This window comes from Pseudomonas azotoformans (assembly GCF_001579805.1).
Classification (GTDB): domain Bacteria; phylum Pseudomonadota; class Gammaproteobacteria; order Pseudomonadales; family Pseudomonadaceae; genus Aquipseudomonas; species Aquipseudomonas azotoformans_A.
The window spans coordinates 6,689,979-6,714,381 of record NZ_CP014546.1 but is presented as its reverse complement, the minus strand read 5'-3'; the positions used below and the strand labels follow the sequence as shown (position 1 = coordinate 6,714,381).

Sequence of the window (24,403 nt, the reverse complement as noted above, 5' to 3'; positions counted from 1 at the left end):
AGGTGGCAAGAGCGCTTTTAGAGGACACAGTGCTCTTGCCACTTTAAGAACATGCACTTTATTAATTTCAAAGGCTGGTGAGCGTAACGATCCCATTCGTAACGTTTACTGTCGGCCCACCTGGCCTGCCAGTTGCCTCGAACTCAAATGTCCCGTCAATTTGTGTCTTGGCGAAATCAACACTATTCAAGTTGAAGGTTCCGGTTTCGGCATAGTGGTTATATTGACCATCTGGGTAAGTGTGGAAAATGTAGGCTCCCACATCTTCGTCGCCACCTGGGGCACCTATGGAGTAAGTGCCAGGGACGATATCTTTATCTAAGTAAATCAATACTGCGCGGTCACTTGATTCGCTGGTTGCGAGAATCAGGTACTGGTTGCCCGTATCTAGAAAATTCACATTATGAGAAGTAAATGGCAAGGGGGTGATGGATACAGTACAGCCGACAACCCCTTTGGCGAGTAGCGATGGAGTGGATGTTTTAGAGGGCATGGCAAGGTCCTTTTCGGTGAGATTCAAGCGTCAGACGTCATCGTCGACGCTTCACTTATAAGGCGCTCATGCGCGGGTGCCTACTGTCAAAGTTGACAGGTGTGGAGAGGATAATCTGCCCTGTCTTGGCTCATAACGCAGGCAGCAACCCTCTTACGTACTCTCCCGCACCTGCAACTCAAACCCCATGTCCACCACCGGCTTGGCGATCTTGTTACCTGCCATGATCGTCAACAGGTGCTCCGCCGCACGCCGCCCAATCGCTTCACGCGGGGTGCTGATGCTGCTCAGGCGCGGCACCATGAAGGACGAGGCGGGCAGGTCGTTGAAACCCAGCACGGCCAGACGTTCCGGCACCTTGATGCCATGGCGCAGGGCTTCCAGCAAGGCGCCCTGGGCCAGGTCGTCGTTGCCGAAGAAGATGGCGTCCACGTCGGGATGGGCGGCGAGCAGTTGCAGGAAGAGTTCGCCGCCCAGGCCCACGGAGGAGGGGCGCGGCGTCAGCAATTCCAGCGCCGGGTCGTACAAGCCGGCTTGTTGCAGCGCTCGGCGGAACCCTTCGCCGCGCAGCAACGTGCGTTGGTCCAACTGCGCGCCGATGTAAGCCAAGCGTTTGTAACCACGGGACAACAGATGCGCCGCCGCCGTTTCGCCCGCGCTCAATTGCGAGAACCCTACGCAGTTCACCCCGGCGTTCGGGTCCAAATCCATCATATAGACGCAGGGCACATTGCTGGCCTCAACCATCCGTCGGGCGCTTTCGGTGCGATCAAACCCGGTCAGCAGCAAACCCCGTGGCTGGTAGGCCATGTAGTTGCGCAGCAGGTTTTCTTCTTCATCGCGGGAATAGTGGGAGTTGCCGATCAGCACTTCAAAGCCCTTGGGCCGCAGCACCTGGTGGATGGCTTCGAGGGTTTCGATAAACAGCAGGTTGGACAACGATGGCACCAACACCACCACCGAATGGCTCTGGGCCGAGGCCAGGGCGCGGGCGGCGGGGTTGACCACATAATTGAGTTCGGCGGCGGCCTGCTGCACTTTTTCCACCAGTTCGGTGGCCACGGTGCTGATACCGCGCAGGGCGCGGGAGGCGGTAATCGGGCTGACGCCGGCCAGGCGGGCGACTTCGTTAAGGGTCGGGCGACCCGTGGTGCGCAATTTTTTATCGTTCTTGGAGGTCATCAGGCGGCTTGCCAAACAAAAATCGAGGCACTAAGGTAGCGCTGTCTCCAAAAGGCTGCAAATTCTTGAACTTTGGGTTGCCTGATCCGGTTCAAATGATTGGAGCGGATGCACGCGTCACTCCATAAAAATGACAAGACGGCGCGGGAAAAGCCTGTTTTTGCACTAGCCTTACAGCGTGCAAAGGTAGCGCTATCTGCGTCCTGAGGTGTTTCATGAGTCAACCTGTTACCGCCCTGGTCATCATGGGTGTTTCCGGCTGTGGCAAGTCCAGCGTCAGCGAGGCCCTGTGCCGCCTGAACGGTGCCACCGCCATTGAAGGCGACAGCTTTCACCCCGCCGCCAACATCGAAAAGATGAGCGCCGGCCACCCCCTCAACGACGACGACCGCGCCGGCTGGCTCGACATCCTCTGCGATGAACTGCGCCGTTCGCTCAAGGCAGGCGAGCATCCCGTGCTCACCTGTTCCGCCCTGAAAAAGAAATACCGCGACCACCTGCGCGAAGCCGCGCCGGGCCTGGGGTTTGTCTTTTTGGAGCTGACCCGCGCCGTGGCCGCCGACCGCGTGTCCCATCGCCCTGGGCATTTCATGCCGGCCAGCCTTATCGACAGCCAGTTCGCCACCCTTGAATCACCCAAAGGCGAACCGCTGACCCTGGCCCTCAACGCCAGTGAAGACAGCGTCGAGGAACTGGCCGAGCAGACCAACGCCTGGTGGCTGCAACACGGCTTTGAACCTACTCATTAATTTTTTGCCGGAAAAGATAGCGCTATCCCCGGCAGGAAATTCAACACCCGCTTTAATAACAACAACAAACAGGAGAGACCCCCCATGTTTGGCATGTCCCACGAGTCCTACCTGCTGCTTGATGCAGTGGTCACAATCATTGGGTTGATCGTTCTGATCACCAAATTCAAGGTGCACCCGTTCATTGCGCTGATCATCGCGGCCGGCTTCCTCGGGCTGACCTCGGGCATGCCCGTGGACAAGATCATCAAGGCGTTCCAGGACGGTTTTGGCGGTGTGCTCGGCTTTGTCGGCATCATCCTCGCGCTGGGCACGATGCTCGGCAAGATGATGGCCGAATCCGGCGGTGCCGATCAGATCGCCCAGACCCTGATCCGCGCCTTCGGCAAAGAGAAGGTCCAGTGGGCCATGATGTTCGCCGCGTTCCTGGTGGGCATCCCGCTGTTCTTCGAGATCGGCTTTGTGCTGCTGATCCCGCTGGTGTTTATCGTCGCGCGGCGTACCGGCGTGTCGCTGATCAAGATTGGCATCCCGCTGCTGGCCGGCCTCTCGGCGGTACACGGTCTGGTGCCACCGCACCCGGGCCCGTTGCTGGCGATTGGCGTGTTTGGCGCGGACATCGGCAAGACTATCCTCTACGGCCTGATCGTCGCGCTGCCGACTGCCATCATCGCCGGTCCGATCTTCGGTACGTTTATCGCCAAGTACATTCCGGGCAACCCGTCCCAGGAACTGGTCGATCAACTGGCCCGCGAGTCGGAACACAAAAACCTGCCGAGCTTCAGCATCACCCTGATTACTGTGCTGCTGCCGGTGTTCCTGATGCTGCTCAAAACCTTCGCTGACATCGGTTTGCCGGACGGCCATATCGTGCGCAACTGGATGGACATGATCGGTCACCCGATCTCCGCCCTGTTGCTGGCGTTGCTGCTGTCGCTGTACACCTTTGGCCATCGCCAGGGCATTCACTCCAAACAGATCCTCAAACTGCTCGACGCCAGCCTGGCGCCGACCGCTGCGATCATCCTGATCATCGGTGCCGGCGGTGGCTTCAAGCAGATGCTGGTGACCAGTGGTGTGGGCGACGTGATCGGCCATATGGCGGTGAACGCGCAGATCAACCCGATCCTGCTGGCGTGGCTGGTGGCGGCGGTGATTCGCGTGGCAACCGGTTCGGCCACGGTGGCGACCATTACCGGCGCAGGCATTGTGGTGCCGGTGGTGGGGATGATTCCGGGGGTTAACCGTGAGCTGCTGGTGTTGGCGACGGGCGCGGGTTCGTTGATCCTGTCTCACGTCAACGATGCGGGGTTCTGGCTGGTGAAGCAGTACTTCAATATGACGGTAGCCGAGACGTTCAAGACGTGGACGGCAATGGAGACGATTCTGTCCGTCGTGGCGTTGATCTTCATCATGCTGTTGTCGCTGGTGGTCTGACCGCCGCGCAAACAAAAAAGGGAGCCGCTGGGCTCCCTTTTTTCGTTATTCGCTGGTCTTCTTCACCAGCCCATCCGCCCTGAACATCCCGCGAATCCCCCGCACCGCCTGGCGGATCCGGTCCTGGTTCTCAATCAGCGCAAAGCGCACGTGATCATCGCCATACTCGCCAAAGCCAATCCCCGGCGACACACACACCTTGGCCTCCAGCAGCAGCTTCTTGGCAAATTCCAGCGAACCCATGGCGGCATATTGCTCGGGAATCTTCGCCCACACGTACATCGACGCCTTCGGATTTTCCACCATCCAGCCCAGCTCATGCAGGCCCTTGACCAGCACATTGCGGCGTTGGCGGTACTGCTCGGCGATGTCCTTCACGCACTGCTGATCGCCTTCCAGTGCCGCAATGGCGGCGACTTGCAGCGGGGTGAAGGTGCCGTAGTCGTGGTAACTCTTGATGCGCGCCAGGGCGTTGACCAGTTCCGGGTTGCCCACCATGAAACCGATGCGCCAGCCCGCCATGTTGTAGCTCTTGGACAGGGTGAAAAACTCCACCGCAATGTCCTTGGCACCGGGCACTTGCATGATCGACGGGGCTTTCCAGCCGTCGTAGACGATGTCGGCGTAGGCCAGGTCGTGGATCACCAGCACGTCGTACTGCTTGGCCAGGGCGATCACACGTTCGAAGAAGTCCAGTTCCACGCACTGCGCGGTGGGGTTGGACGGAAAGCCGAGGATCATCATCTTCGGCTTGGGAATCGAGCCGCGAATCGCCCGTTCCAGCTCCGCGAAGAAGTCCACGCCCGGCACCAGCGGCACCGAACGCACCTGGGCGCCGGCGATCACCGCACCGTAGATGTGGATCGGGTAGCTCGGGTTGGGCACCAGTACGGTATCGCCCTGGTCAAGGGTAGCCAGCATCAAGTGCGCCAGGCCTTCCTTGGAACCGATGGTCACGATGGCTTCCGACTCGGGGTCGATGTCCACTGCATAGCGATCCTTGTACCAGCGCGAAATCGCCCGGCGCAGGCGCGGAATGCCTTTGGACGTCGAATAACCGTGGGTGTCTTCACGCTGGGCCACTTGCACGAGTTTTTCGACAATGTGCGGCGGCGTGGCGCCGTCAGGGTTGCCCATGCTCAGGTCGATGATGTCTTCGCCGCGCCGACGCGCAGCCATCTTCAGCTCGGCCGTGATATTGAAAACGTAAGGGGGGAGTCGATCTATGCGCGCAAAGCGGCGCGGCGAACCTTGGTCTGCCATTGTTGCCTCGAGAGTACGTAAGCGCCCGGAACCGTCCGAGCGACGTCGGCCACTGCGGTGGCCTGCGGGGCAGACAATACGGTCGATGATGGCCGGTTGTCCAGATGCGCAGGAAAATTTTCTGCATGGAGCCCAATGCGGATATGCCCCTATACTCGATGCGGGTTTGTTCCCTCATAAGAAGGAGACTGTTCGTATGGATCAGCAGACAAAACAACCGTTAGAGCCACGCATGGAAGCGGGTAAAGCCCTGGTGATCGCCGGGGTGCAAGGGCGTTATTCGAAGGCCACCGTGGGGGATATCCCCAAACTGTGGGAGTTGTTCGACACCTGCATCAAGGACATCAAGAAGCGTGTGGGCGGTGTGACCTATGGCGTTTGCCACAACCCCAAGCACGGCGAGTTCGACTACATGGCCGGTGTCGAAGTCCCGACCAAAGCCGATGTGCCAGGCAACTTCGAAGTCATCGAAATCCCCCCGCTCAACTACGCCGTGTTCCCCCATTACGGGCCGGTGCAGGCGCTTGAGCAAACCTATGAGCGGATCATGTTCGAATGGCTGCCGCACTCGGGCTACAAGGTGATGGGCGCGGATTTCGAGCGCTACAGCGCGGATTTTGATGCGCGCAAGGGCACCGGGACGGTGGAGATCTGGTTGCCGGTGGGCGAAAGAGGCTGAAGCCGTAGGCGATGTCACGTAAACAGGACATTGACGTCTGAAGGTCATGTTTACGTGACATCAAGGGGCCGGGTTAAACACCCACCTCAACCTGCGCTCATACCCAATCCGCCCCTTATACGCCTCTCCGCCATCCACCCACCCAGCCCTCAGATACAGCCCCATCGCTGCCACATTATCCGCGTCCACCGACAACTCCAGCCCCTGAATCTGCGGCCACGCCTGCAACGCCGCTGCGGGCAGCGCCTGCAGGCAGGCTTTGCCGAAGCCACGCCCTTGCTGATGCCGATCCACCTGCAACGCATGCAAGGTCGCGCTGTGCTCATCCGCCCAGTGAGGCAGGCAAGGCGGGCGTTTGAGCAGCAGGAAGGCCACGGGCGTTTCGTCGGCGAGCAGGGCGAAGCCTTTGATGGCGTCAGGATGGGGATTGACCAGCAGGCTGTTCAGCGCACAGTAGATATCGCCGGAATACGCTAGTTGCTCGGGGTGCACTTGCAGGGTGTCGAGCTGCTGTTTCTGCGCAAGGCTCAGCGTCTCATACAGGGCGAGGCGGGTTTCCATCGGGGGCGTATCCGAAATCCTACAAAGAGGCGTGGATTCTAGCGGGTTTGCCGGGGGCGAAATTATTTTTAAGCGGCTTGTCGATTGGCCGGTGGGCCATTCGACTAAGGGTGTCTTCCGTGATGTTTTCTACCCCAAGGAGTATCGCCATGAGCACGGCCATCAACACCCTGATCGACCAATGGAAACAAGCCGTCACCGCCAAGGATGTCGAGAAGATTGTCAGCTTTTACGCCGACAATATCGTCGCGTTCGACGCCGTTGGCGCCCTGCAATTCAAAGGCAAGGCGGCGTACCAGGCGCATTGGCAGGCCTGCATGGAATTCTGCCCTGGCCCCGGCGTTTTCGACTTTCATGAGCTGCATATCGTTGCCGGAGCAGACAGCGCTTTCGCCCACTGGTTGGCCCACTGCGGCGGCACCGGCCCGGACGGCGTGCTCAAGACCTGCTGGATGCGGGTCAGCGCCGGCTACCAGCGCATCGATGGTCAATGGAAAGTGGTGCATGAACACTGGTCCGCGCCGTTCGACATGGAAACCGGCGCTGGTCTGTTCGACCTGAAACCTTGACCCGCGCGATCTATAGTCAGTCGTCCGAAAACGGAGAAACCCATGAAATACCTCTGCCTGATCTACAGCAACGAACAGGTGCTGCACACCTCGCCGGACAGCCCGGCAGACCCGGAGTGCTTCGCCTACGCACAGTCGGTTCAGGCCAGCGGCCGCATGCTGGCCGCCGAGCCGCTGGAGTCGGTGACCACCGCCACCACTGTGCGCATGCGCAATGGCAAGCTGTCGATCACTGACGGGCCGTTCGCCGAAACCAAGGAGCAGCTCGCTGGGTTCTACCTGATCGAGGCCCGTGATTTGAATGAGGCGATCCAGGTGGCCGGTGGCATTCCGGCCGCCCGGGTCGGCAGTGTGGAAGTGCGCCCTGTGCGTGAATTGAATCTCTGAATACAACAACCCTAAGACTCAAGAGGTTTACCTCATGTCTACGCAACCTGCCGAGTTTGAATTGTCCATCAGCCGCGTGATCGATGCACCGCGCAGCCGTGTGTTCCGTGCCTGGACCGAACCCGCCTTGCTCCAGCAATGGTGGGGGCCCCATGGCATGACCACCCCCGAGTGCGAAATGAACCTGTGGGTTGGTGGCCTGTTTCGCACCTTGATGCGCGCACCGGACGGCGCCGAATACCCGACCCAGGGTGTGTTTCTGGAAATCGTCGCGCCACGGCGGTTGGTGTTTACCGATGCCTTCACGCCGGGCTGGATTCCGTCTGGCAAGCCGTTCATGACCGCCGAAGTGACGTTGCAGGAAATCGAGGGCAACAAGACGCTTTACACCGCCCGCGCCATGCACTGGAGTGCCGAAGACAAGCAGGCCCACGAAGCCATGGGCTTTCATGACGGCTGGGGCCAGAGCCTGGATCGACTGGTCACCCTGGTGACCGAGGGCATGCGCGATTGACCCTGTCGGTCGAGGCCATTTACCGCGGCGAATCACGCCGGGTCCTCGCGACGCTTATTCGCTTGCTGGGCGATTTCGACCTGGCCGAAGAAGCCCTGCACGAAGCGTTTTTCGTGGCGGTGCAGCGTTGGCCGCTAGACGGAGTGCCGGACAATCCCCGCGCCTGGCTGGTGTCGACCGGGCGCTTCAAGGCCATCGACCGTCTGCGCCGCCAGGCGCGTTTCACCCCGTTGTTGCAGGCGCAGGCCGATACACTGGAAGCCGCTGACTGGAGCGATGAAGACGTGGAAGATGACCGCCTGCGCCTGATCTTCACCTGCTGCCATCCCGCGTTGGCGGCCGATGCCCAGGCGGCGTTGACCTTGCGCGAGATCTGCGACCTTACCACCGAAGAAATTGCCCGGGCGTACCTGGCCACGCCGGCCACCATTGCCCAGCGCATCGTGCGGGCCAAGGGCAAGATCCGCGAGGCGAAGATCCCTTACCAGGTGCCATCCCGCGACGAATTGCCCGAGCGCCTCGAGAGCGTGTTGCGGGTGATTTACCTGGTGTTCAACGAGGGCTATTCGGCGTCCATGGGGGCGGACCTGACCCGCGAAGATCTGACCCGTGAGGCCATTCGGCTAGGCCGATTGTTGATGGAATTGCTGCCCGAACCGGAAGTCATGGGCCTGCTGGCGTTGATGCTGCTGCACGAATCCCGTCGCCCGGCACGCACCTCGGCCAGTGGAGAGTTGGTGCTGCTGGATGAACAGGACCGCTCGCTGTGGGATATGTCCATGATCGGTGAAGGCTGTGCACTGGTGGAGCACGCATTGAGCGCACGGCGCTTTGGTCCGTATTGCCTGCAAGCCGCAATTGCGGCGGTGCACGCCGAAGCGCCCAGTGCGGGTGAAACCGACTGGCCGCAGATCGTCGGGCTCTATGATGTGTTACTCAGGATGATGCCGTCAGCCGTGATCGAACTGAACCGCGCCGTGGCACTCGCCATGCGCGATGGGCCCTTGGCGGGATTGCAGCAGATAGAAGGGATTCTGGCGCGTGGCGAGTTGCTGGATTACCACCTGGCGCACTCGGCGTGCGGGGAGTTTTACCGGCAATTGGGCCGTGTCGAAGAGGCACGAGTCGCCTACGAACGGGCGCTGGCCTTGACCCAGCAAGCACCCGAACGCAGGTTTATCGACAAGCGTTTGGCCGAACTCTGAATCAAGGCTGCTGGCGGGTGGCGGCCAATACGATTTCGCGAATGCACACATGCTGCGGCTGCTGGTAGGCATAGGCGATCGCCGAGGCCACGTCATCGGCGCTGAGCACGGTGCCGCCCATGTCCTGTTTCCACGCCTGATAGCCGGTCTTGATCGCTTCATCGGTGGTATGGCTGAGCAATTCGGTTTCCACCGCACCTGGGGCAATGGTGATGACGCGTACGTTGCTGGGCGACAATTCTTCGCGCAGGTTTTCCGAAATCCCATGCACGGCAAACTTGGTGCCGACGTATGCCACGTGATTCGGGAAGGTCTTGCGACCCGCCACCGAGCTGACGTTGATGATAGTGCCGCTTTGGCGCGCAACCATGCTGCCGGCCACGGCGTGGATGCCGTTGAGCAGGCCTTTTACGTTCACATCCAGCATCTGTTCCCACTGCGCCGGGTCTTGCTCGCTGACCGCGCCCAGCAGCATGACGCCGGCATTGTTGATCAGCGCATCGGCCGGGCCGAACTGGGCTTCGGCTTCTTGCACGGCGGCGACCAGGGCCGCGCGGTCGGTGATGTCGACACCACGGTTCAAGGAATTCGGCAGGCCCAGATCGTTAAGGCGATCAATGCGACGCGCCAGCAGCAACAACGGATGGCCGGCGGCCGACAACAGGCGGGCGGTGGCTTCGCCGATACCGGAGCTGGCGCCGGTAATGATGATCAATGGCTTGCTCATGCATGAACTCCTGAGATAAGAAAAATCGATAACTGGATCGTGGGCGCAGTATATTTACCGTCGCCAAGGCTGAAAAATGCCTTATTTCTCTGTCAGTCATCGGATTAAGCTATGGATGTTCGTCACCTCAAGGCATTTCTTGCAGTCTTTGAAGAGCGCAATATCACTGCGGGAGCCCAGCGGTTATTTATCAGCCAGCCGACGTTGTCGGTGACGATCAAGCAGTTGGAAGACGAGCTGGGCGTGGCGTTGTTCGTGCGTCAGCCACGGGGTGTGGAAGTGAGTGCCGAGGCGCGTGTGCTGTACCCTCAGGCGCGACGCATGGTGGCCGAAGCCGAGGCGTTGAGCCGCTTGTTTCGCGGACGCGAAAATCGCATCGCCCTGGAACTGGGTGTGGAAGGCGATATTGCCGACAGCCAGATCGAAACCTTCTTGCGCATGGCGCACCAAGGCCTGCCGGGCTTGTTGCTGACTTTGCAGGAAGGCTGCGAAGGCGAAGGACGCCTGGCCGTGGAGGAAATGTGCTGTGAGGACGAACTGTTCCTGCCACTTTGGGAAGAGTCCTACGTGATGGTGTTGCCTGCCGCGCACCCCATGGCGCAATCGGGAAAGGAGCAGGCCTGGGCACCGATTGAAGACTGGATCACCTGCCCACAACACGATTCACACCAACGCTTGATGGCCTTGTACGGTCGCTCGCCACAAGCGGTGGCCGGGCACGCCGGTTCGCTGACCCAGGCGTTGCATATGGTGGCGGCTGGTGTGGGCGTGGCGATGTTGCCGCTGTCGCTGGCGGTTGAGCGGGCCGGTGTGGTGATTCGTGAATGGCATTTGCCGGCACCCACGCGTCGGGTCGGACTGTGTTTCGCCGCGCAAGCCCTGGAGCTGCCTGCGTTGCGTGCCTTGCACGAATACTTCCAGAACAACCGCCCGCCGCAATTGTCGGCCGCATAACCCTTGCGGATTATTCGAGCATCTGGCTCATCATCCAGCTGCCAGCCGGCCCCGGTGGGTGCTGCCGCGACCACAGCGCATCCACCGCCACCGAGCGGGGCCAACCCCGGACGTTGAGTTCAACCAGTCCGGCGTTGCCAAAACGCTCCACCAACCAACGCGGTAGCTCTGCCCAGCCAAAGCCGAGTTGCGCCATCTCCATCAACATCAGAAAACTCGGTGCCGACCACACACGGCCCGAGGGGCGCGTTTCGTTGGGGCTGATGATGCTGGCCAGGCGCAGTTCACGGTGTTGCTGCAAGGCTTGCGGGTCGATGTTCTCTATGCGGGTCAAGGCGTGGCCGGGTGCGACGAACAGCGCGATCTCCGTGCGTTCGGCAACGGGCGAGCGAGTCAGGTCGGGCGGGTAAACCGCCTGGGCTTCGATCAAGGCAATCTGTGCGCGGCCGCTCTGCACCAGGGCGATCAAGTCTTCGCACTCGGCGATCAGCCATTCCAGTTCAAGGTCCGGGTAGCGTTGTTCGAACGCCTTGAGCGCAAGCTCAAAACGTTCCGACTGGTAGGTGTCTGACATGGCGATCGTCACCTTCGGCTCCAACCCCTGGGCCAACTGGCTCGCGGCCAACTCCAGACGACTGCTCGCCTCCAGCACCTGCTCGGCGCGTTGCAGCAGCACATGCCCGGCGGGGGTCAGTGTCGGCTTGCGGCTGCTGCGGTCGAACAGCACCACATCCAGGTCAATCTCCAGGCTCGCCACTGCCGCACTGACAGTGGACTGGCTCTTGCCCAGCTTGCGCGCTGCGGCAGAAAAGGAGCCTTGGGTCGCGGCCTGGACAAACGCTTGCAGCACTTCGTGGGAGGCCATGACTATCGCCTTGATCGATGGTTATTAGTTATGAAGTATCGATTCAAAGGGTAATCATGGCAACCATCGTCACTCACGGAGAAGGGTCATGCACCCCACCAAGTCGATTACTGAACGTGTTTGCCAAGCCCTGGGGTTTGAAGGCCTGGCGTTGTTGATCTGTACACCGCTGCTGGTCTGGATCACCGGGCGGCCGGCCCTGGAAATGGGCGCGGTGACCCTGGGCTTGAGCCTGTTGGCGCTGACCTGGAATATCATTTTCAACAGCCTGTTCGACCGCCTCAAGGTGCGCCTGCAACTCTCGGGTGGCGGTTGGACGCGGGTGTTGCATGCGCTGATGTTCGAAGGCGGACTGATCATCGTCGCGGTGCCGTTGATTGCGGCGTGGCTCAACATCAGCCTGATGCAGGCGTTTATGCTCGATATCGGCGTGCTGCTGTTCTTCCTGCCGTACACCTACGTGTATCACTGGGGGTATGACGTGATCCGGGAAAAAATCGTACAGCAGCGCCTGCCTAGCCAAGCTTGAGCCCGGCGACAAAATCCAGGAACGCCCGCACCTTGGCGGCGGGCAAATGCCGCGACGGGTAGTACGCGTACAACGGAAAACGCTCGTCCGGCCAATCCGCAAACAACTCCACCAACTCGCCGGCCTTCAGCGCCGGCGCCAGCCCGAGGTCGAGCATCTGCGCCACCGCGTGCCCGTGTTCGCACACGCTGTACAAGGTGCTGGCATCGTTGACCACCAGGCGACCATTGGTGCGCACGATCAGTTTTTCGCCGGGACGGTGGAATTCCCAGGCAAACGGACGACCGGTTTGCGAGTCGCGAAAGTCCAGGCACATGTGCCCGGTTTCCAAGTCTTGCGGGACAGTGGGGCGACCGTACTGCTCAAGGTAGGCCGGGGAGGCCAGGGTCAGCACGCGCACTTCCATGAGCTTGCGGGCGATCAACGAGGAGGATTGCGGGATGCCGAAGCGAATCGCCAGGTCGAACCCGTCGGCCACCAGGTCACCGAGTTGGTCGCGGGTGTGCAGGTCCAGTTGCAGGTGCGGATAAAGGCGCATGAAGTCGCCGAGTACCGGGCCCAACACCAGCCGCGAGAAGTACGGGTCGATGTTCACCCGCAGGCGCCCGCGCACGGTCAATGCACTGTCGGCAGCGGCGTTGGCGGCGTCTTCGAGGCCGGCCAGCAGTGGGGCGATTTCCTGGTAGAAACGTCGCCCCTCGTCGGTCAATTGCACTGAACGGGTGGTGCGATCGAACAGGCGGATGCCCAGGCGTTTTTCCAGACGGGAAATCGCCCGGCTGACCCCCGACGGGGTCATGTCCAGGCTGTCGGCGGCGCGGGCGAAACTGCCGCTGTCGACCACGGCGGCCAATACGCCCATGCCGCCGGCCAAACCTGGATCAAAACTCATCGGTGATTGCCTGTCAGTGATCTGAAGGCATGGATGCTAGCGCAGAATGTTCAGAGAAACATGCCGCCCGAGGCCTCGATGCGCTGGCCGGTGATCCAGTTGCTGCCATCGGCCAGCAGCGTGGAAATCGCCCCGCCGATGTCGTCCGGCAAACCGGCGCGCCCCAGGGCCGTGTTGTTGGCCACCATTGCATTCACATCCGGGTTGTCGCGCACCGCGCCGCCGCTGAAATCGGTGGCAATCGCGCCGGGAGCCAGGGTGTTCACGGTGATCCCGCGCGGGCCCAGTTCCTTGGCTTGGTAGCGCGACAGCACTTCCACGGCGCCTTTCATCGAGGCATAGGCCGCATACCCCGGCAGACTGAACCGTGCCAGGCCGCTGGAGATATTGATGATGCGCCCGCCATCGCGGATCAGCGGCAGCAGTTTTTGCGTGAGGAAAAACGGTGCCTTGAAGTGGATCGCCACCAGTTGGTCGAACTGGGCTTCGGTGGTCTCGGCAAAACTGGCGTGGGCGCCGATGCCGGCGTTGTTGATCAGAAAGTTGAAGTGATCCTGTGCGAATACATTCTTGAGCAAGCGGCCGACTTCACCGACAAAACCATCGAAGCTGCCACTCTGGCTCACATCCAGTTGCAGCATGGCGGCGCGGCCACCCAGGGCCTGAACCTGCTCGACCACCGCTTGGGCTTCAGCTGCCGCACTGTGGTAGGTGCCGATGATGTCAACGCCCTGTGCCGCCAGGTGCAACGCGGCGCTTTTGCCCAGGCCACGGCTGGCGCCGGTGATGAGTGCGATTTTACGGGTCATGGTGCGGTCCTCTCAGGTGATCAGTGGCAGCGAGTGTATTTATTCGCCCATAACGTGATAAACAGCGCTATACCGGAATCACTGGCCGGATAAGGCGAACAATCCCATGAACAAGCTTGAGCTGCTGCGCACCTTTGTGCGCGTCACCGAACTGTCGAGTTTCACCCAGGCCGGCGAGAGCCTGGGCCTGCCGCGTTCTACCGTGTCGGAGCACGTGCAGGCGCTGGAGGAATTGCTCGGCGCGCGTTTGCTGCAACGCACCACGCGCAAGGTGCAGGCGACCCAGGATGGCCGTGTGCTGTATGAGCGCAGCAAGGATTTGCTGGCGCACATGGAAGAGTTGGAGGGGTTGTTTCGCCAGGATGAGGCGCAGCTGACCGGCAGGATTCGCGTGGACATGCCCAACGTGATGGCGCGCGGCATGATCCTGCCGCACTTGCCGCTGTTCATGGAGCGCCATCCGCTGATCCAGATGGAAATCAGCAGCTCGGACCGCCAGGTGGACCTGATCGCCGAAGGCTTCGACTGCGTGTTGCGGGTGGGCGCCCAGCCCGATCAAACCGTGGTGGCACGCCGGGTGTGCAGCATGCCGATGGTCAACTGCGCGAGCCCGGCCTACCTGCAACGCTATGGCGTGCCGCAGACCCTGGCGGACTTGGCGGATCATCAATTGGTGCATTACGTCCGGCCGTTGGGCGCGCGTTCGTCCGGCTTTGAATATCAGGCGGGCGGCAAGGTACTGCGGGTGCCGATGGCAGGGCGTGTCACCGTCAACAGCACGGATGCCTACCAGGCGGCGTGCCTGGGTGGCTTCGGCATTACCCAGGTGCCGCTGCTGGGGATTCGCACCTTGTTGGCCAATGGCGAACTGGTGGCGGTGCTGCCGGATTACCCGGCGCCGCCGCTGGACGTGTCATTGCTCTACGCCGGCCAGCGGCATTTGCCGTTGCGGGTGCGAGTGTTCATGGACTGGTTAGCGGCGACCTTGCAAGCCCACCTCTAGCGCCGTGCCGACAACTGCTGCGGCGCCAGGAACGCGTCGTGGAAATAATCGCGCACCGCCTGCATTGCCGGGGTAAACGCGCGCTCGCGGTGCCAGGCCAGACCCACGCTCATCGGCGTCACTGGATCGGTGACCGTGAGCGTTTCGATGCGTTTGCCTTCCAGGGACCAGGGCCGGTGCACCAGGTCCGACAGGATCGCCACGCCGCTGCCATTGGCGACCATGCTGCGCACCGCCTCCACCGAACTGGTGCGCAGGCGCACCTTGGGCGTCTGCCCGGCCTGTTCCCAATAGCGCATGGCGCTGTGTTCAGCCTCGTCAACCGTGAGCAGGATATACGGCTCCTGGGCCACATCCGCCAGGCTCACGGCGCCACGTTCGCACAAGGGATGATGGCTGGGCAGCCACAGGCGGCGCTCTGAATTGAACAGGATTTCCGAGACGATATCCGGGTGGGTCAGGTTGGCAGTGAGTACCACCGCCATGTCGAACTGGCCGTCGAGCAGACCCTGTTCGATGGCCTGGCGTTCCTGTTCGAAGACTTCGATGGTCACGTCCGGGTGCCAGTGTTCCAGGCGTTGCAAGTGGTGCGGCAGGAAGTAACCGAGCACCGTGTAACTGGCCGCCAAGCGCAGCACGCCACGGGCGCGGTAGTCGGGCAGCGGGCTGTTCAGCGCGTCATCGACACTGCGCAGGATCACGTAGGCACGGTTGAGAAAATGCCGGCCCGCGTCGGTCAGGTTCATGCCCTGGGCCGAACGCACGAACAGCTGCACGCCGAGCATCGCCTCCAGCTCCTTGATCGCCGTGGTTACCGCCGATTGCGAGATGTTCAGGTGGATGGCCGCCTGGGAAATCTGGCCGATTTCGGCGGTGGCGACGAAATAACGAATTTGGCGCAAGGTGAGGGACATCGGCCTCTCCAAAACATAGGGCTATCTGATTTTCAGAAGATGGGCCATCTGATAATAGATCTTCCCAAGGGGTCAAGCCGCAGCCTACTTTTCGTCCATCACTTAGGCGGAGCGACTTTGATGCAGGCAGTGGATTTCAACTCGGACATGGGTGAAGGCTTTGGCCCCTGGACCATCGGCGATGGCGTCGACGCGGAGCTGATGGCCTACATCAGCTCGGCCAATATCGCCACCGGCTTCCATGCCGGCGACCCCGGCACCATGCGCCGCACTGTCGAGCGCGCCAAGCAACTGGGCGTGGCCATCGGCGCGCATCCGGGCTTTCGGGACCTGGTCGGTTTTGGCCGTCGCCACATCAACGCACCGGCCCAGGAACTGGTGGACGATATGCTCTATCAGCTCGGCGCCCTGCGGGAAATCGCCCGCGCCCAAGGCGTGACCCTGCAACACATCAAGCCCCATGGCGCGCTGTACATGCACCTGGCCCGTGATGAAGAAGCGGCGCGGCTGCTGGTGCAGAACCTGCAAATCATCGAACCGACGCTGTTGTTGTACTGCATGCCCAACTCGGTGATCTGGCGCGTGGCCAAGGAGTTGGGGCAGCCGGTGGTGCGGGAGTTTTATGCCGACCGTGAGTACGATCTGACCGGCTCCATCGTGTTTACCCGCACTGTGCGAGCGCTGGATCCTGCGACGGTGGCAGCGCGTGTCCTGCGGGCTTGTCAGACCGGGCTGGTGCGAACCGTGGAAGGCGAAGACCTGTTTATAGAATTTGATTCCATCTGCCTGCACAGCGACACCCCCGGTGCCCTTGAGCTGGTAGAGGCGACCCGCGAAGCGCTGGACCGAGCGGGCATCACCGTCAAAACACCCCAATAAAAACGATCCCTCAATTTTTTCGCCTGCCTTTCTACAATGATTCCAAGAGGAACAGACATGGCTGAAACATCCCCCATCCGCTACAGCTTCGGCGGCGATGAACACCTGTTTGCCGAGGTCAGCGACAGCATGTCCCTGGAGGCCTTTTTCAAAGGCATGGCGGTGACCCGTGCCGTGGAGCGCCTGGCGTTGGAAGGCGTGCTGGATGTGTGCCTGGCCAATGCGTCGTTCCAGATCCGCTTCGACCCCGACCGCATCGCACCCCACGTTCTGCTTGATGCGGTGCAGACCGCCGAAGCCCAGGCCGTGGCTGAGCGCACCTTGCACACACGCATCATCGAAATCCCGGTGCTGTACAACGACCCGTGGACCTTTGAGACCCTGATGCGTTTTCGCGACCGCCATCAAGACCCCAGCGGTACGGACCTGGAGTACGCTGCGCGCATCAACGGGCTGGCCGATGTGGAGGCGTTCATTGCCGCTCACAGTGGGGCGCCGTGGTTTGTGTCGATGGTCGGGTTCGTGGCGGGCCTGCCGTTCATGTTCCAGATGGTCGAGCGCGAACGGCAGTTGCAGGTGCCCAAGTACCTGCGGCCACGCACCGACACGCCCAAACTGACTCTTGGCCATGGCGGCTGTTTTGGTTGCATCTACTCGGTACGCGGTGCCGGCGGTTACCAGATGTTCGGCGTGACCCCGGCGCCGATCTACGACCCGGCGCAGCAACTGGCCTACCTCAAGGAACACATGGTGTTCTTCCGTCCTGGCGATATTGTGCAGTTCAAGCCCATTGATCGGGACGCCTATGACCTGGCCGTTGCCGAAGTCGACGCAGGACGTTTCGACCTGCGCATCCGCCCTGTGGAATTTTCCCTCGATGCTTTTCTCGCCGACCCCATCGGTTATCCGAAATCCCTGCAGGAGGCGCTGGCATGATCAAGGTCCTCAAACCCGGCCTCGCCACCTCTGTGCAGGACCTTGGCCGCGAAGGCTATTACCACCTGGGCATCCCGCCGTCGGGTGCATTGGATCAATACGCGTTGAGTGCGGCCAACCACCTGGTCGGCAATCCAGTCGGCGCGGCGGGCCTGGAATGCACATTGATCGGCCCCGATCTGGAGTTCCAGCAAGACGCGCTGGTAGCCCTCAGCGGCGCCTTGATGTCGCCGCGCCTGGACGGTGAAGTGGTGCACCAGGACACCGCGTTCCAGGTGCGCGCCGGGCAGGTGTTGCGCTTTGAATTTCCCAAGGCGGGCGCGAGGACTTATCTTGCGGTGGCCGGTGGCATTGACGTGCCGTTGGTGCTCGGCAGCCGCTCGACTTATACCCTCGGCGCGCTTGGCGGATTTAGCGGGCGGCGCTTGCAGGAAGGCGATGAATTGCCCATCGGTACAGCCAGTGGCACGGGCCGGGCGGGCAACAGTCTGCCGATGGCACTGCGCCGATCAGTGGGCGGCGACGTGACCCTGCGTGTGGTGCCGGGGCTGTATTACGAGCGCCTCACTGATGCCGCCAAGAGCAGCTTCTTTGCCGAACCCTGGACCGTGGGTTCCGAAGCCGACCGCATCGGTTATCGCTTCAAGGGCGGCAGTGCGTTGAGCTTCCAGCCACGGGAGCAGCCGTTTGGCGCGGGGTCTGATCCGTCGAATATCGTCGACAGTTGCTACCCGATTGGTTCGATCCAGGTGCCGGCAGGATTGGAACCTATAGTGTTGCACCGGGATGCAGTGTCGGGCGGAGGCTACGCGATGATAGGCACGGTGATCAGCGCCGACCTGGACCTGATCGGGCAGATGCAGCCGAACCAGCGGGCGGGGTTTGTGGCGGTGACGCTGGAAGAGGCGTTGGAGGCGCGGCGGGTGTACAAGAAGCGGTTGAAGATGATGTCGGGGTTGTTCGCCGGCTAAAAAGTGTGGGAGCTGGCAATCCAGCTCCCACATTTTGCTCGGTGTTGTGTCAGAACAGTTTGGTGAACAGCCAGTAGAGGCTGCCTGACAGCAGAATCGCAGCCGGTAATGTGAGCACCCACGCCATCGCCAGGTTGCGAATCGTGCGCATCTGCAACCCACCGCCATTCGCCACCATCGTCCCCGCGACACCGGACGACAACACATGGGTGGTCGACACCGGCAACCCATACATGTCCGCCGCGCCGATGGTCAGCATCGCCACCATTTCCGCCGAAGCGCCCTGGGCGTAGGTCAGGTGCGTCTTGCCGATCTTCTCGCCGACGGTGACCACGATGCGCTTCCAGCCCACCATAGTGCCCAGGCCGAGGGCGATGGCCACGGCGATCTTCACCCACAGTGGAATGAAGCGTGTGGAGCTGTCGATCTGTTGCTTGAACAGTTGCAGCTTGCCCTGGGTATCCGCGTCGAAATTGCCGACCTTGCCCTTGTCCATCAGGCGGATGGTTTCGCTGGTCAGGTACATGTCGTTGCGCACGTTGCCTACGGCTTCGGCGGGCACTTTGGCCAGGGAGCCGTAGCCTTTGACTTCATCACCGATTTGCCCGGCGAGGGCGGCGAGGGCGGGGACCAGTTCCGGCGTGGCTTCCTTGGTGCGCACGTAGGTCGAGAGGATCGGGCGCGGGTCGCCGGCCAGTGCTTGCGGCGCACTTTTCACCAGGGCGACCTGGGTCACTTCGGCCACCGCCGCAAACTGCAACGACTGCTCGGCGGGCATGGTGCGGTTCAGCGCGTAGGCCATCGGCAAGGTGCCCACCAGGATCAGCATGATCAGGCCCATGCCTTTCTGCCCGTCGTTGGAACCGTGAGCGAAAGACACGCCGGTGCACGTGGCGATCAGCAGGCCGCGAATCCACCACGGTGGCGGGGTGTCGCCTTTGGGTGCCTTGTACAGCGCGCGATTCTTGACGAACGCGCGCAGGGCCAGCAACAGCATCGCCGCAAAGGCAAAGCCGATCAGCGGCGACAGCAGCAAGGCGTAACCGATCTTGATCGCCTGGCTCCAGTCCACGCCGCTGGTGCCGTCACGCCCGTGCATCAAGGCATTCGCCACGCCGACGCCGATGATCGAGCCGATCAACGTGTGGGACGACGACGCCGGCAAACCCAGCCACCAGGTGCCGAGGTTCCACAGGATCGCGGCGATCAACAGGGCAAAGATCATCGCGAAACCGGCGGAAGAACCCACCTGCAGAATCAACTCCACCGGCAGCAACGCAATGATGCCGAACGCCACCGCACCGCTGGAAAGCAGCACGCCAAGGAAGTTGAAAAAGCCCGACCACACCACCGCAAAATGCGGCGGCAGCGAATTGGTGTAGATCACTGTCGCCACGGCGTTGGCGGTGTCGTGGAAACCGTTGACGAACTCGAAGCCCAGGGCGATCAACAGCGCCACGCCGAGCAGCAAAAAGGGCGTCCAGGTGGTGAGTTGGGCGCCCATTTCGTGCATGTCATGCATCAGGCTGTAGGCGGTGAACAATAGGCCCATGGCGAGCACGGCGAAGAAGATGATCACCGTCACCAGGCCGGGTTTCTTGTCCAGCCTGGGTTTGGGGTCTGCAGGTGAGGCGTGGGTGGAGGCAGTCAGGGAAGGGGTGGCCATGCCGGAGCATCCATGTTGGGAGGATGTCGTTCATGATCATTGCAAGATGTTACAGAGATGCTGCCATATATCAGTGTTTAGGTGATTGAACCGGCCGCTGGTCAGTAATCCTTGCGCTTCCTGAACGCCCAGCGCCCGGCGATCAGGGTAAAGGTTGCGACCAATGCCACCAATATCCAGAAGCCTTCCGGGTCCTGGGAAAGCGGCACGCCGCCCACGTTCATGCCGAAAAAACCGGCGATGATGTTGATCGGCAGCGCCAGCACCGTCACCACCGTGAGGGTGAACAGCGTGCGGTTGCTTTGCTCGTTGAGGTTGGCGGCGATTTCTTCCTGCAACAGCTTGATGCGTTCACCTAGGGCCATCAGGTCGTTGATGATCAACGCAAACTCCTCGGTGGATTTGCGCAACTCCTTCACGTCTTCCTTTTGCAGCCATTGCGGCGGGCGGTTGAGCAGGCGCAACAGCGAGCCCGGCTCCAACGCCAGCAGGCGTTGCAGGCGCACCAGCACCCGGCGTGCGGCGCCCAGTTCGGCACGGTTGGTGGACAGGCGTGAGGACAGCAACTGGTCTTCGATATGGTCGACGCTGATGCTGGTCTTGCGCACGATCTGGGTCAGTACTTCACCCTGGTCGCGCAGCAAATGCACGAGCAAGGCCAGCGGCGAACGAAAGCTTTCGCCAGCCTTCACCGATGAGCGCAACTTGTCCACCGAGTGCAAGGGTTGCAGGCGTGCGCTGATCAACAGGCGGCTGCGGGCGCAGACCCACAGCGTGGAAATGTCCGACGAGACCATGCTGCTGAAGTTGAACACCACGTCGTTGACCACCGCCAGCAAGGCCGAGTCGACGTGTTCGATGCGCGTGGAGCGCGAGCCTTCATGCAGGGCTTCGAAGAATTCTTCCGGCAGGTCCAGGTGGGCCTGCATCCAACGCTCGCACGCGGCGTGGGCGAGGTTCAGGTGCAGCCACAAAAACTCCTCCGGGTCGCCCGGTTGGCGCAACGCCTGGAGCGCCGCCGCCGAATCTATCTGCTCACCCTTTTCCCCTGGGCGAAAACGAAAACCGTAGAGCAAGCCAAACAGGTCGGAGTCCTGGTGGCTGTGATCGATGCTGTGGTTCATGAGGGCTCGCAGAAAAAGCGCCTGTAGGAGGTTTCACAGGTTCGCATGCGCGAATCATTGCAAGGGGAATTGACAGTTTTGTGACGGTTTTGAATTTATTTCGTTGCGATGACATTTATTTGACCGTCTGTCAGGAACTGTTCAAGAAGGCTCTAATTCGGCCGATTCAGGGCATCAAGAACCGCTGTGGATGGGCGGTGCCTTTTGATGACAAGGACGTTAGGCGTGCATGCACCAATTCCTTGTATCGAGGCTTTTCCCCGATGAATGTTTTGCGAACCTCCTTGAGAGCACAAATCCTGTCGCTGCTCGGTGGCAGCCTGTTGGCGATGCTGTTGATCGCCCTGGCCTGTTTCAACTTTTTGTCCAACGGGGTGCAGAGCTATCGCAGCTTGATCGATGGGCCGCTGCTGACTTCACAGCTGATTGACGAGGCCAACCTGCAATTCAAGGTGCAGGTGCAAGAATGGAAAAACGTCCTGCTGCGCGGCAAACAGCCCCAGGACATGGAGAAATACTGGGGCCAGTTCCAGGACCGCCAGCGCGATGTTCAAGGCATCCTCACCCGGTTGGTCGCCCAGACCAGCAGCGACCCGAGCCTGAGCCGACGCATTGAAACCCTGCGTCAGGAACACCAGCAACTCGGCGTGGCTTACCAGAAGGGCCGCGATGCCTATGTGGCCGCAGGTGGCGATGCAACGGCCGGCGACACCGCGGTAAAAGGTGTGGATCGCGCCGCCAGTGAGCAGATGAGTGCATTGGTCGGCGACCTGCGCGAACAAGGCAGCCAGCAATCCAAGGCCATCAGCGCCTATGCCGAACGCACCGTGCTGGTGGGGCTGGCGATCATGTTGTTGTCCGGTGTGTTGATCGGACTGTTCAGCCTGTGGCTGATCAACCGCAACCTGATCCTGCCGATCCGTGGTTTGATCGACTACGTGACGCAACTGAGTCATGGTCGCTTTGCCGAGCGTGTTGCCAGCCGTCGTCAGGATGAGCTGGGCCACCTGGCCGCTGCCGCGAATACCTTGCGTGACTTCCTGGCCGAAACCTTCAGCCGTTTGCAGCGCAGTGCTACCGACCTGGTCAGCGCCAGCGGCGAGTTGAATGCCATCGCCGGGCAGATGGCGACGGGCACCAACGATCAATTCAACCGTACCGACCAAGTGGCCACGGCCATGACGGAAATGTCGGCCACCGCCCAGGAAGTCGCGCGCCACGCCGCCAGTGCGTCACGCGCGGCGGACGAGGCCGATCACTCAGCCCGCGAAGGCGGTGAAGTGATGAAAGTCACCATTGCCACCATCGGCCAGATGCGCAACGAGATCCTTAACACCGGCACCATCATCCGCCGTCTCGAAACCGACAGCGTGCGCATCGGCAAGGTGCTGGAAGTGATTCGCGGCATTGCCGAACAGACCAACCTGCTGGCGCTCAACGCTGCGATTGAAGCCGCACGCGCGGGTGAAGCCGGCCGGGGTTTTGCGGTGGTGGCCGATGAAGTGCGCAGCCTGGCGCAACGCACGGCGGCGTCGATCATCGAGATCAATGGGATTATCGAAGCGGTGCAGACCGGCGCGGTGGATGCGGCTGAAGCCATCGTGAGTGGCCAGTCGTGCAGTGATGAGAGCGTGGAGAAGGTCACACTGGCCGGCGCCATGCTCGCGCACATCACCCAGGCAGTGGAGGCGATCCGCGACATGAATCGTCAGATCGCCACGGCGGCCGAAGAGCAGACCTCGGTGGCTGAGGACATCTCGCGCAACATCACGCAGATCACCACCGTGGCCACGGCCAATCTCGATAACGTCAAGCGTACCGAAGCGGCAAGTCACAACCTACGCGGGCTGTCAGGTGAGTTGAATGAGGTGACGGCGCGCCTTGGCGCCTGATCAAGCGGTCGGCAAGCTGAACGTGAACACGGTGCCGTGCTGCTCGGTGGTGGACACGCTTAGCTCACCACCGTGGGCATCGGCAATCTGCTTGACGATGTACAACCCCAGGCCGAGCCCGGCTTGGGGCGCATCGGTAACCGGCCGCGCGTAGGGCTGGAATAATCGCGGCAGGGCTTGTGCGCTGATCTGCCCCGGGTTTTTCACCGTCAGCGTGAACTGCGACTGCTCGACCCTTGCCGTGACTTCAACCGGGCCATCGTGACTGCCGTGGTGAATGGCGTTGGCGACCAGGTTGGAGAGCAGTTGCGCCAGTCGCTCCCGGTCACCTTTGAGCCCTTGAAGTTCGCCGATATGCGCAACAATTTCGCGTTGTGGATGAACGCTCTGCACCTCCGACACCACATGTTGCAACGCAGCCTGCAAGCCCTGGCAATCACCCATGCTCAAGGGAATGCCACTGCCCATGCGCCCGCGTGCGAAATCCAGCACGTCTTCCACCAGTTGCGCCGCTCGCCGACCGCTGGTGAGGATATGCCGCACGATCTTGTCCGAGGCGGGGTCGGGGTGTTTGCGCAGCAGTCGCTCAGCGCCAAAGTTTATGGCGAACAACGGGTTACGCAAGTCGTGCCCGAGCACCGCGATGAATTGTTCACGCAATTCGGCGGTGCCACGTTCTTCCTGCAAATCGGCTTCGGTTTGTTGCTGGCTTTCTTCAGCTTCGATCTGCAGCGACAGCACGCGTGCAAACGACTCCATAGTCGATTGGATGGTGCTGCTGCGCAGTGACGCGGGGTTGGGGTCCAGCGCGCAGATGGTGCCGAAGAAGCGCCCATCGGTGCGGAACACCGGCACGGAAATGTAGCTTTCAAACTGATAGATACGTGGCGTGTGGTGGTCGTGGTAAAGCGGGTCTTCGCTGGCTTTGTCGATTACCACGGACACGTGTGAACCGCGGATTTCGTGGCAGATCGTGGTGGTCAGGTCCAGCTCGCCTCCCACACCCAGGCCGAAACCCAGGCTGTCGAGCACCGCGCAGGCCGTCCAGGTGTCTTCCGTCACGCGAGCAACAGCGGCAAACCGCAGGCCGGTCATGTCACTGATCACCTTGAGCATGGCCGGTACGGCGCTGATACGCCCGATAGTGGCGATGTCGGCGGCTTTTAGCCCCATGTAACGGTCCCTGTTCGGGTGCAATGGCGT

26 protein-coding genes are annotated in these 24,403 nt (G+C 61.3%); 14 read left to right on the top strand and 12 right to left on the bottom strand.

Annotation, left to right across the window (positions count from 1 at the left end):
* Positions 1-67: 67 nt before the first annotated feature.
* On the bottom strand, positions 68-493 hold the full coding sequence (locus tag AYR47_RS30910; RefSeq protein WP_061449323.1) for a DUF6252 family protein: 426 nt from the start codon (positions 491-493) through the stop codon (positions 68-70).
* A gap of 153 nt (positions 494-646) precedes the next feature.
* A complete protein-coding gene (locus AYR47_RS30905) occupies positions 647-1,678 on the bottom strand; it encodes a LacI family DNA-binding transcriptional regulator (protein WP_167351288.1) in 1,032 nt (343 codons plus the stop codon).
* 212 nt (positions 1,679-1,890) lie between these two features.
* On the opposite strand from AYR47_RS30905, the gene AYR47_RS30900 reads away from it, so the two are divergent.
* Together AYR47_RS30900 and AYR47_RS30895 are read left to right on the top strand one after the other, a co-directional pair.
* Positions 1,891-2,424 carry a gluconokinase gene (locus AYR47_RS30900; RefSeq protein WP_033896292.1) on the top strand — a complete coding sequence of 178 codons (534 nt, stop codon included), beginning with the start codon at positions 1,891-1,893 and terminating at the stop codon, positions 2,422-2,424.
* An 84-nt stretch (positions 2,425-2,508) separates the two neighbouring features.
* Positions 2,509-3,861: a GntP family permease gene (locus tag AYR47_RS30895; RefSeq protein ID WP_017738791.1), complete on the top strand. Its 1,353-nt coding sequence runs from the start codon at positions 2,509-2,511 to the stop codon at positions 3,859-3,861.
* A gap of 45 nt (positions 3,862-3,906) precedes the next feature.
* On the opposite strand, the gene alaC is transcribed toward AYR47_RS30895, so the two are convergent.
* Positions 3,907-5,124 carry an alanine transaminase gene (alaC, locus tag AYR47_RS30890; RefSeq protein WP_033896290.1) on the bottom strand — a complete coding sequence of 406 codons (1,218 nt, stop codon included), beginning with the start codon at positions 5,122-5,124 and terminating at the stop codon, positions 3,907-3,909.
* Positions 5,125-5,320: 196 nt separating this feature from the next.
* Between alaC and AYR47_RS30885 the strand changes: the two genes are divergently transcribed.
* A complete protein-coding gene (locus AYR47_RS30885; RefSeq protein WP_033896289.1) occupies positions 5,321-5,803 on the top strand; it encodes a GyrI-like domain-containing protein in 483 nt (160 codons plus the stop codon).
* Positions 5,804-5,863: 60 nt separating this feature from the next.
* On the opposite strand, the gene AYR47_RS30880 is transcribed toward AYR47_RS30885, so the two are convergent.
* Positions 5,864-6,364 (bottom strand): GNAT family N-acetyltransferase, encoded by a 501-nt coding sequence (locus tag AYR47_RS30880; RefSeq protein WP_061449321.1) that lies wholly within the window; start codon positions 6,362-6,364, stop codon positions 5,864-5,866.
* A gap of 149 nt (positions 6,365-6,513) precedes the next feature.
* On the opposite strand from AYR47_RS30880, the gene AYR47_RS30875 reads away from it, so the two are divergent.
* The 4 genes from AYR47_RS30875 to AYR47_RS30860 are packed head-to-tail and all read left to right on the top strand — an operon-like array spanning position 6,514 to position 9,039.
* Positions 6,514-6,933, top strand: coding sequence for a YybH family protein (locus AYR47_RS30875; protein ID WP_033896287.1), 420 nt, complete (start codon positions 6,514-6,516; stop codon positions 6,931-6,933).
* A 42-nt stretch (positions 6,934-6,975) separates the two neighbouring features.
* Positions 6,976-7,320, top strand: a complete 345-nt coding sequence (locus AYR47_RS30870) for a YciI family protein (RefSeq protein ID WP_061449320.1) — start codon at positions 6,976-6,978, stop codon at positions 7,318-7,320.
* 34 nt (positions 7,321-7,354) lie between these two features.
* A complete protein-coding gene (locus AYR47_RS30865; RefSeq protein ID WP_033896285.1) occupies positions 7,355-7,834 on the top strand; it encodes an SRPBCC family protein in 480 nt (159 codons plus the stop codon).
* On the top strand, positions 7,831-9,039 hold the full coding sequence (locus AYR47_RS30860; RefSeq protein ID WP_033896284.1) for an RNA polymerase sigma factor: 1,209 nt from the start codon (positions 7,831-7,833) through the stop codon (positions 9,037-9,039). The genes AYR47_RS30865 and AYR47_RS30860 overlap by 4 nt, the downstream gene beginning before the upstream one ends.
* A 1-nt stretch (position 9,040) precedes the next feature.
* Here the strand turns inward: AYR47_RS30860 and AYR47_RS30855 are convergent, their stop codons facing one another.
* Positions 9,041-9,766, bottom strand: coding sequence for an SDR family oxidoreductase (locus tag AYR47_RS30855; RefSeq protein ID WP_061449319.1), 726 nt, complete (start codon positions 9,764-9,766; stop codon positions 9,041-9,043).
* A 111-nt stretch (positions 9,767-9,877) separates the two neighbouring features.
* Here AYR47_RS30855 and AYR47_RS30850 point away from each other — a divergent pair, with 111 nt between their 5' ends.
* Complete coding sequence (locus AYR47_RS30850; RefSeq protein ID WP_061449318.1) at positions 9,878-10,720, top strand: LysR family transcriptional regulator; 843 nt, start codon at positions 9,878-9,880, stop codon at positions 10,718-10,720.
* A gap of 10 nt (positions 10,721-10,730) precedes the next feature.
* Here the strand turns inward: AYR47_RS30850 and AYR47_RS30845 are convergent, their stop codons facing one another.
* Positions 10,731-11,585 carry a LysR family transcriptional regulator gene (locus AYR47_RS30845; protein WP_061449317.1) on the bottom strand — a complete coding sequence of 285 codons (855 nt, stop codon included), beginning with the start codon at positions 11,583-11,585 and terminating at the stop codon, positions 10,731-10,733.
* Between the two features lie 88 nt (positions 11,586-11,673).
* Between AYR47_RS30845 and AYR47_RS30840 the strand changes: the two genes are divergently transcribed.
* On the top strand, positions 11,674-12,114 hold the full coding sequence (locus tag AYR47_RS30840) for a multidrug/biocide efflux PACE transporter (protein WP_033896280.1): 441 nt from the start codon (positions 11,674-11,676) through the stop codon (positions 12,112-12,114).
* Here the strand turns inward: AYR47_RS30840 and AYR47_RS30835 are convergent.
* Positions 12,101-13,006 (bottom strand): LysR family transcriptional regulator, encoded by a 906-nt coding sequence (locus tag AYR47_RS30835; RefSeq protein WP_033896279.1) that lies wholly within the window; start codon positions 13,004-13,006, stop codon positions 12,101-12,103. The genes AYR47_RS30840 and AYR47_RS30835 overlap by 14 nt on opposite strands.
* 50 nt (positions 13,007-13,056) lie before the next feature.
* A complete protein-coding gene (locus tag AYR47_RS30830; protein ID WP_033896278.1) occupies positions 13,057-13,815 on the bottom strand; it encodes an SDR family NAD(P)-dependent oxidoreductase in 759 nt (252 codons plus the stop codon).
* Positions 13,816-13,921: 106 nt separating this feature from the next.
* Here AYR47_RS30830 and AYR47_RS30825 point away from each other — a divergent pair, with 106 nt between their 5' ends.
* Positions 13,922-14,818, top strand: a complete 897-nt coding sequence (locus tag AYR47_RS30825) for a LysR family transcriptional regulator (protein ID WP_061449316.1) — start codon at positions 13,922-13,924, stop codon at positions 14,816-14,818.
* Here the strand turns inward: AYR47_RS30825 and AYR47_RS30820 are convergent.
* Entirely contained in the window at positions 14,815-15,732 is a 918-nt protein-coding gene (locus AYR47_RS30820; protein WP_016978327.1) for a LysR family transcriptional regulator, read from the bottom strand. The two genes, AYR47_RS30825 and AYR47_RS30820, sit on opposite strands and share 4 nt — an antisense overlap.
* A gap of 120 nt (positions 15,733-15,852) precedes the next feature.
* Between AYR47_RS30820 and AYR47_RS30815 the strand changes: the two genes are divergently transcribed.
* Genes AYR47_RS30815 through AYR47_RS30805 form a run of 3 tightly spaced genes read left to right on the top strand, consistent with a single transcriptional unit; the run spans position 15,853 to position 18,518 of the window.
* Positions 15,853-16,611, top strand: a complete 759-nt coding sequence (locus AYR47_RS30815; RefSeq protein ID WP_033896276.1) for a 5-oxoprolinase subunit PxpA — start codon at positions 15,853-15,855, stop codon at positions 16,609-16,611.
* A gap of 57 nt (positions 16,612-16,668) precedes the next feature.
* The gene (locus AYR47_RS30810; protein ID WP_061449315.1) at positions 16,669-17,547 is read left to right on the top strand and encodes a 5-oxoprolinase subunit B family protein; all 879 of its coding nucleotides are present in this window, start codon (positions 16,669-16,671) and stop codon (positions 17,545-17,547) included.
* On the top strand, positions 17,544-18,518 hold the full coding sequence (locus tag AYR47_RS30805; protein WP_033896274.1) for a biotin-dependent carboxyltransferase family protein: 975 nt from the start codon (positions 17,544-17,546) through the stop codon (positions 18,516-18,518). The genes AYR47_RS30810 and AYR47_RS30805 overlap by 4 nt, the downstream gene beginning before the upstream one ends.
* A 49-nt stretch (positions 18,519-18,567) precedes the next feature.
* On the opposite strand, the gene AYR47_RS30800 is transcribed toward AYR47_RS30805, so the two are convergent.
* Entirely contained in the window at positions 18,568-20,184 is a 1,617-nt protein-coding gene (locus AYR47_RS30800) for an inorganic phosphate transporter (RefSeq protein WP_061449314.1), read from the bottom strand.
* A 101-nt stretch (positions 20,185-20,285) separates the two neighbouring features.
* Positions 20,286-21,308: a transporter gene (locus AYR47_RS30795; RefSeq protein ID WP_016978332.1), complete on the bottom strand. Its 1,023-nt coding sequence runs from the start codon at positions 21,306-21,308 to the stop codon at positions 20,286-20,288.
* 263 nt (positions 21,309-21,571) lie between these two features.
* Here AYR47_RS30795 and AYR47_RS30790 point away from each other — a divergent pair, with 263 nt between their 5' ends.
* The gene (locus AYR47_RS30790) at positions 21,572-23,200 is read left to right on the top strand and encodes a methyl-accepting chemotaxis protein (RefSeq protein WP_061449313.1); all 1,629 of its coding nucleotides are present in this window, start codon (positions 21,572-21,574) and stop codon (positions 23,198-23,200) included.
* Here AYR47_RS30790 and AYR47_RS30785 read toward each other — a convergent pair whose 3' ends face one another.
* On the bottom strand, positions 23,201-24,373 hold the full coding sequence (locus tag AYR47_RS30785; RefSeq protein ID WP_033896271.1) for a GAF domain-containing sensor histidine kinase: 1,173 nt from the start codon (positions 24,371-24,373) through the stop codon (positions 23,201-23,203).
* Positions 24,374-24,403 lie beyond the last annotated feature (30 nt).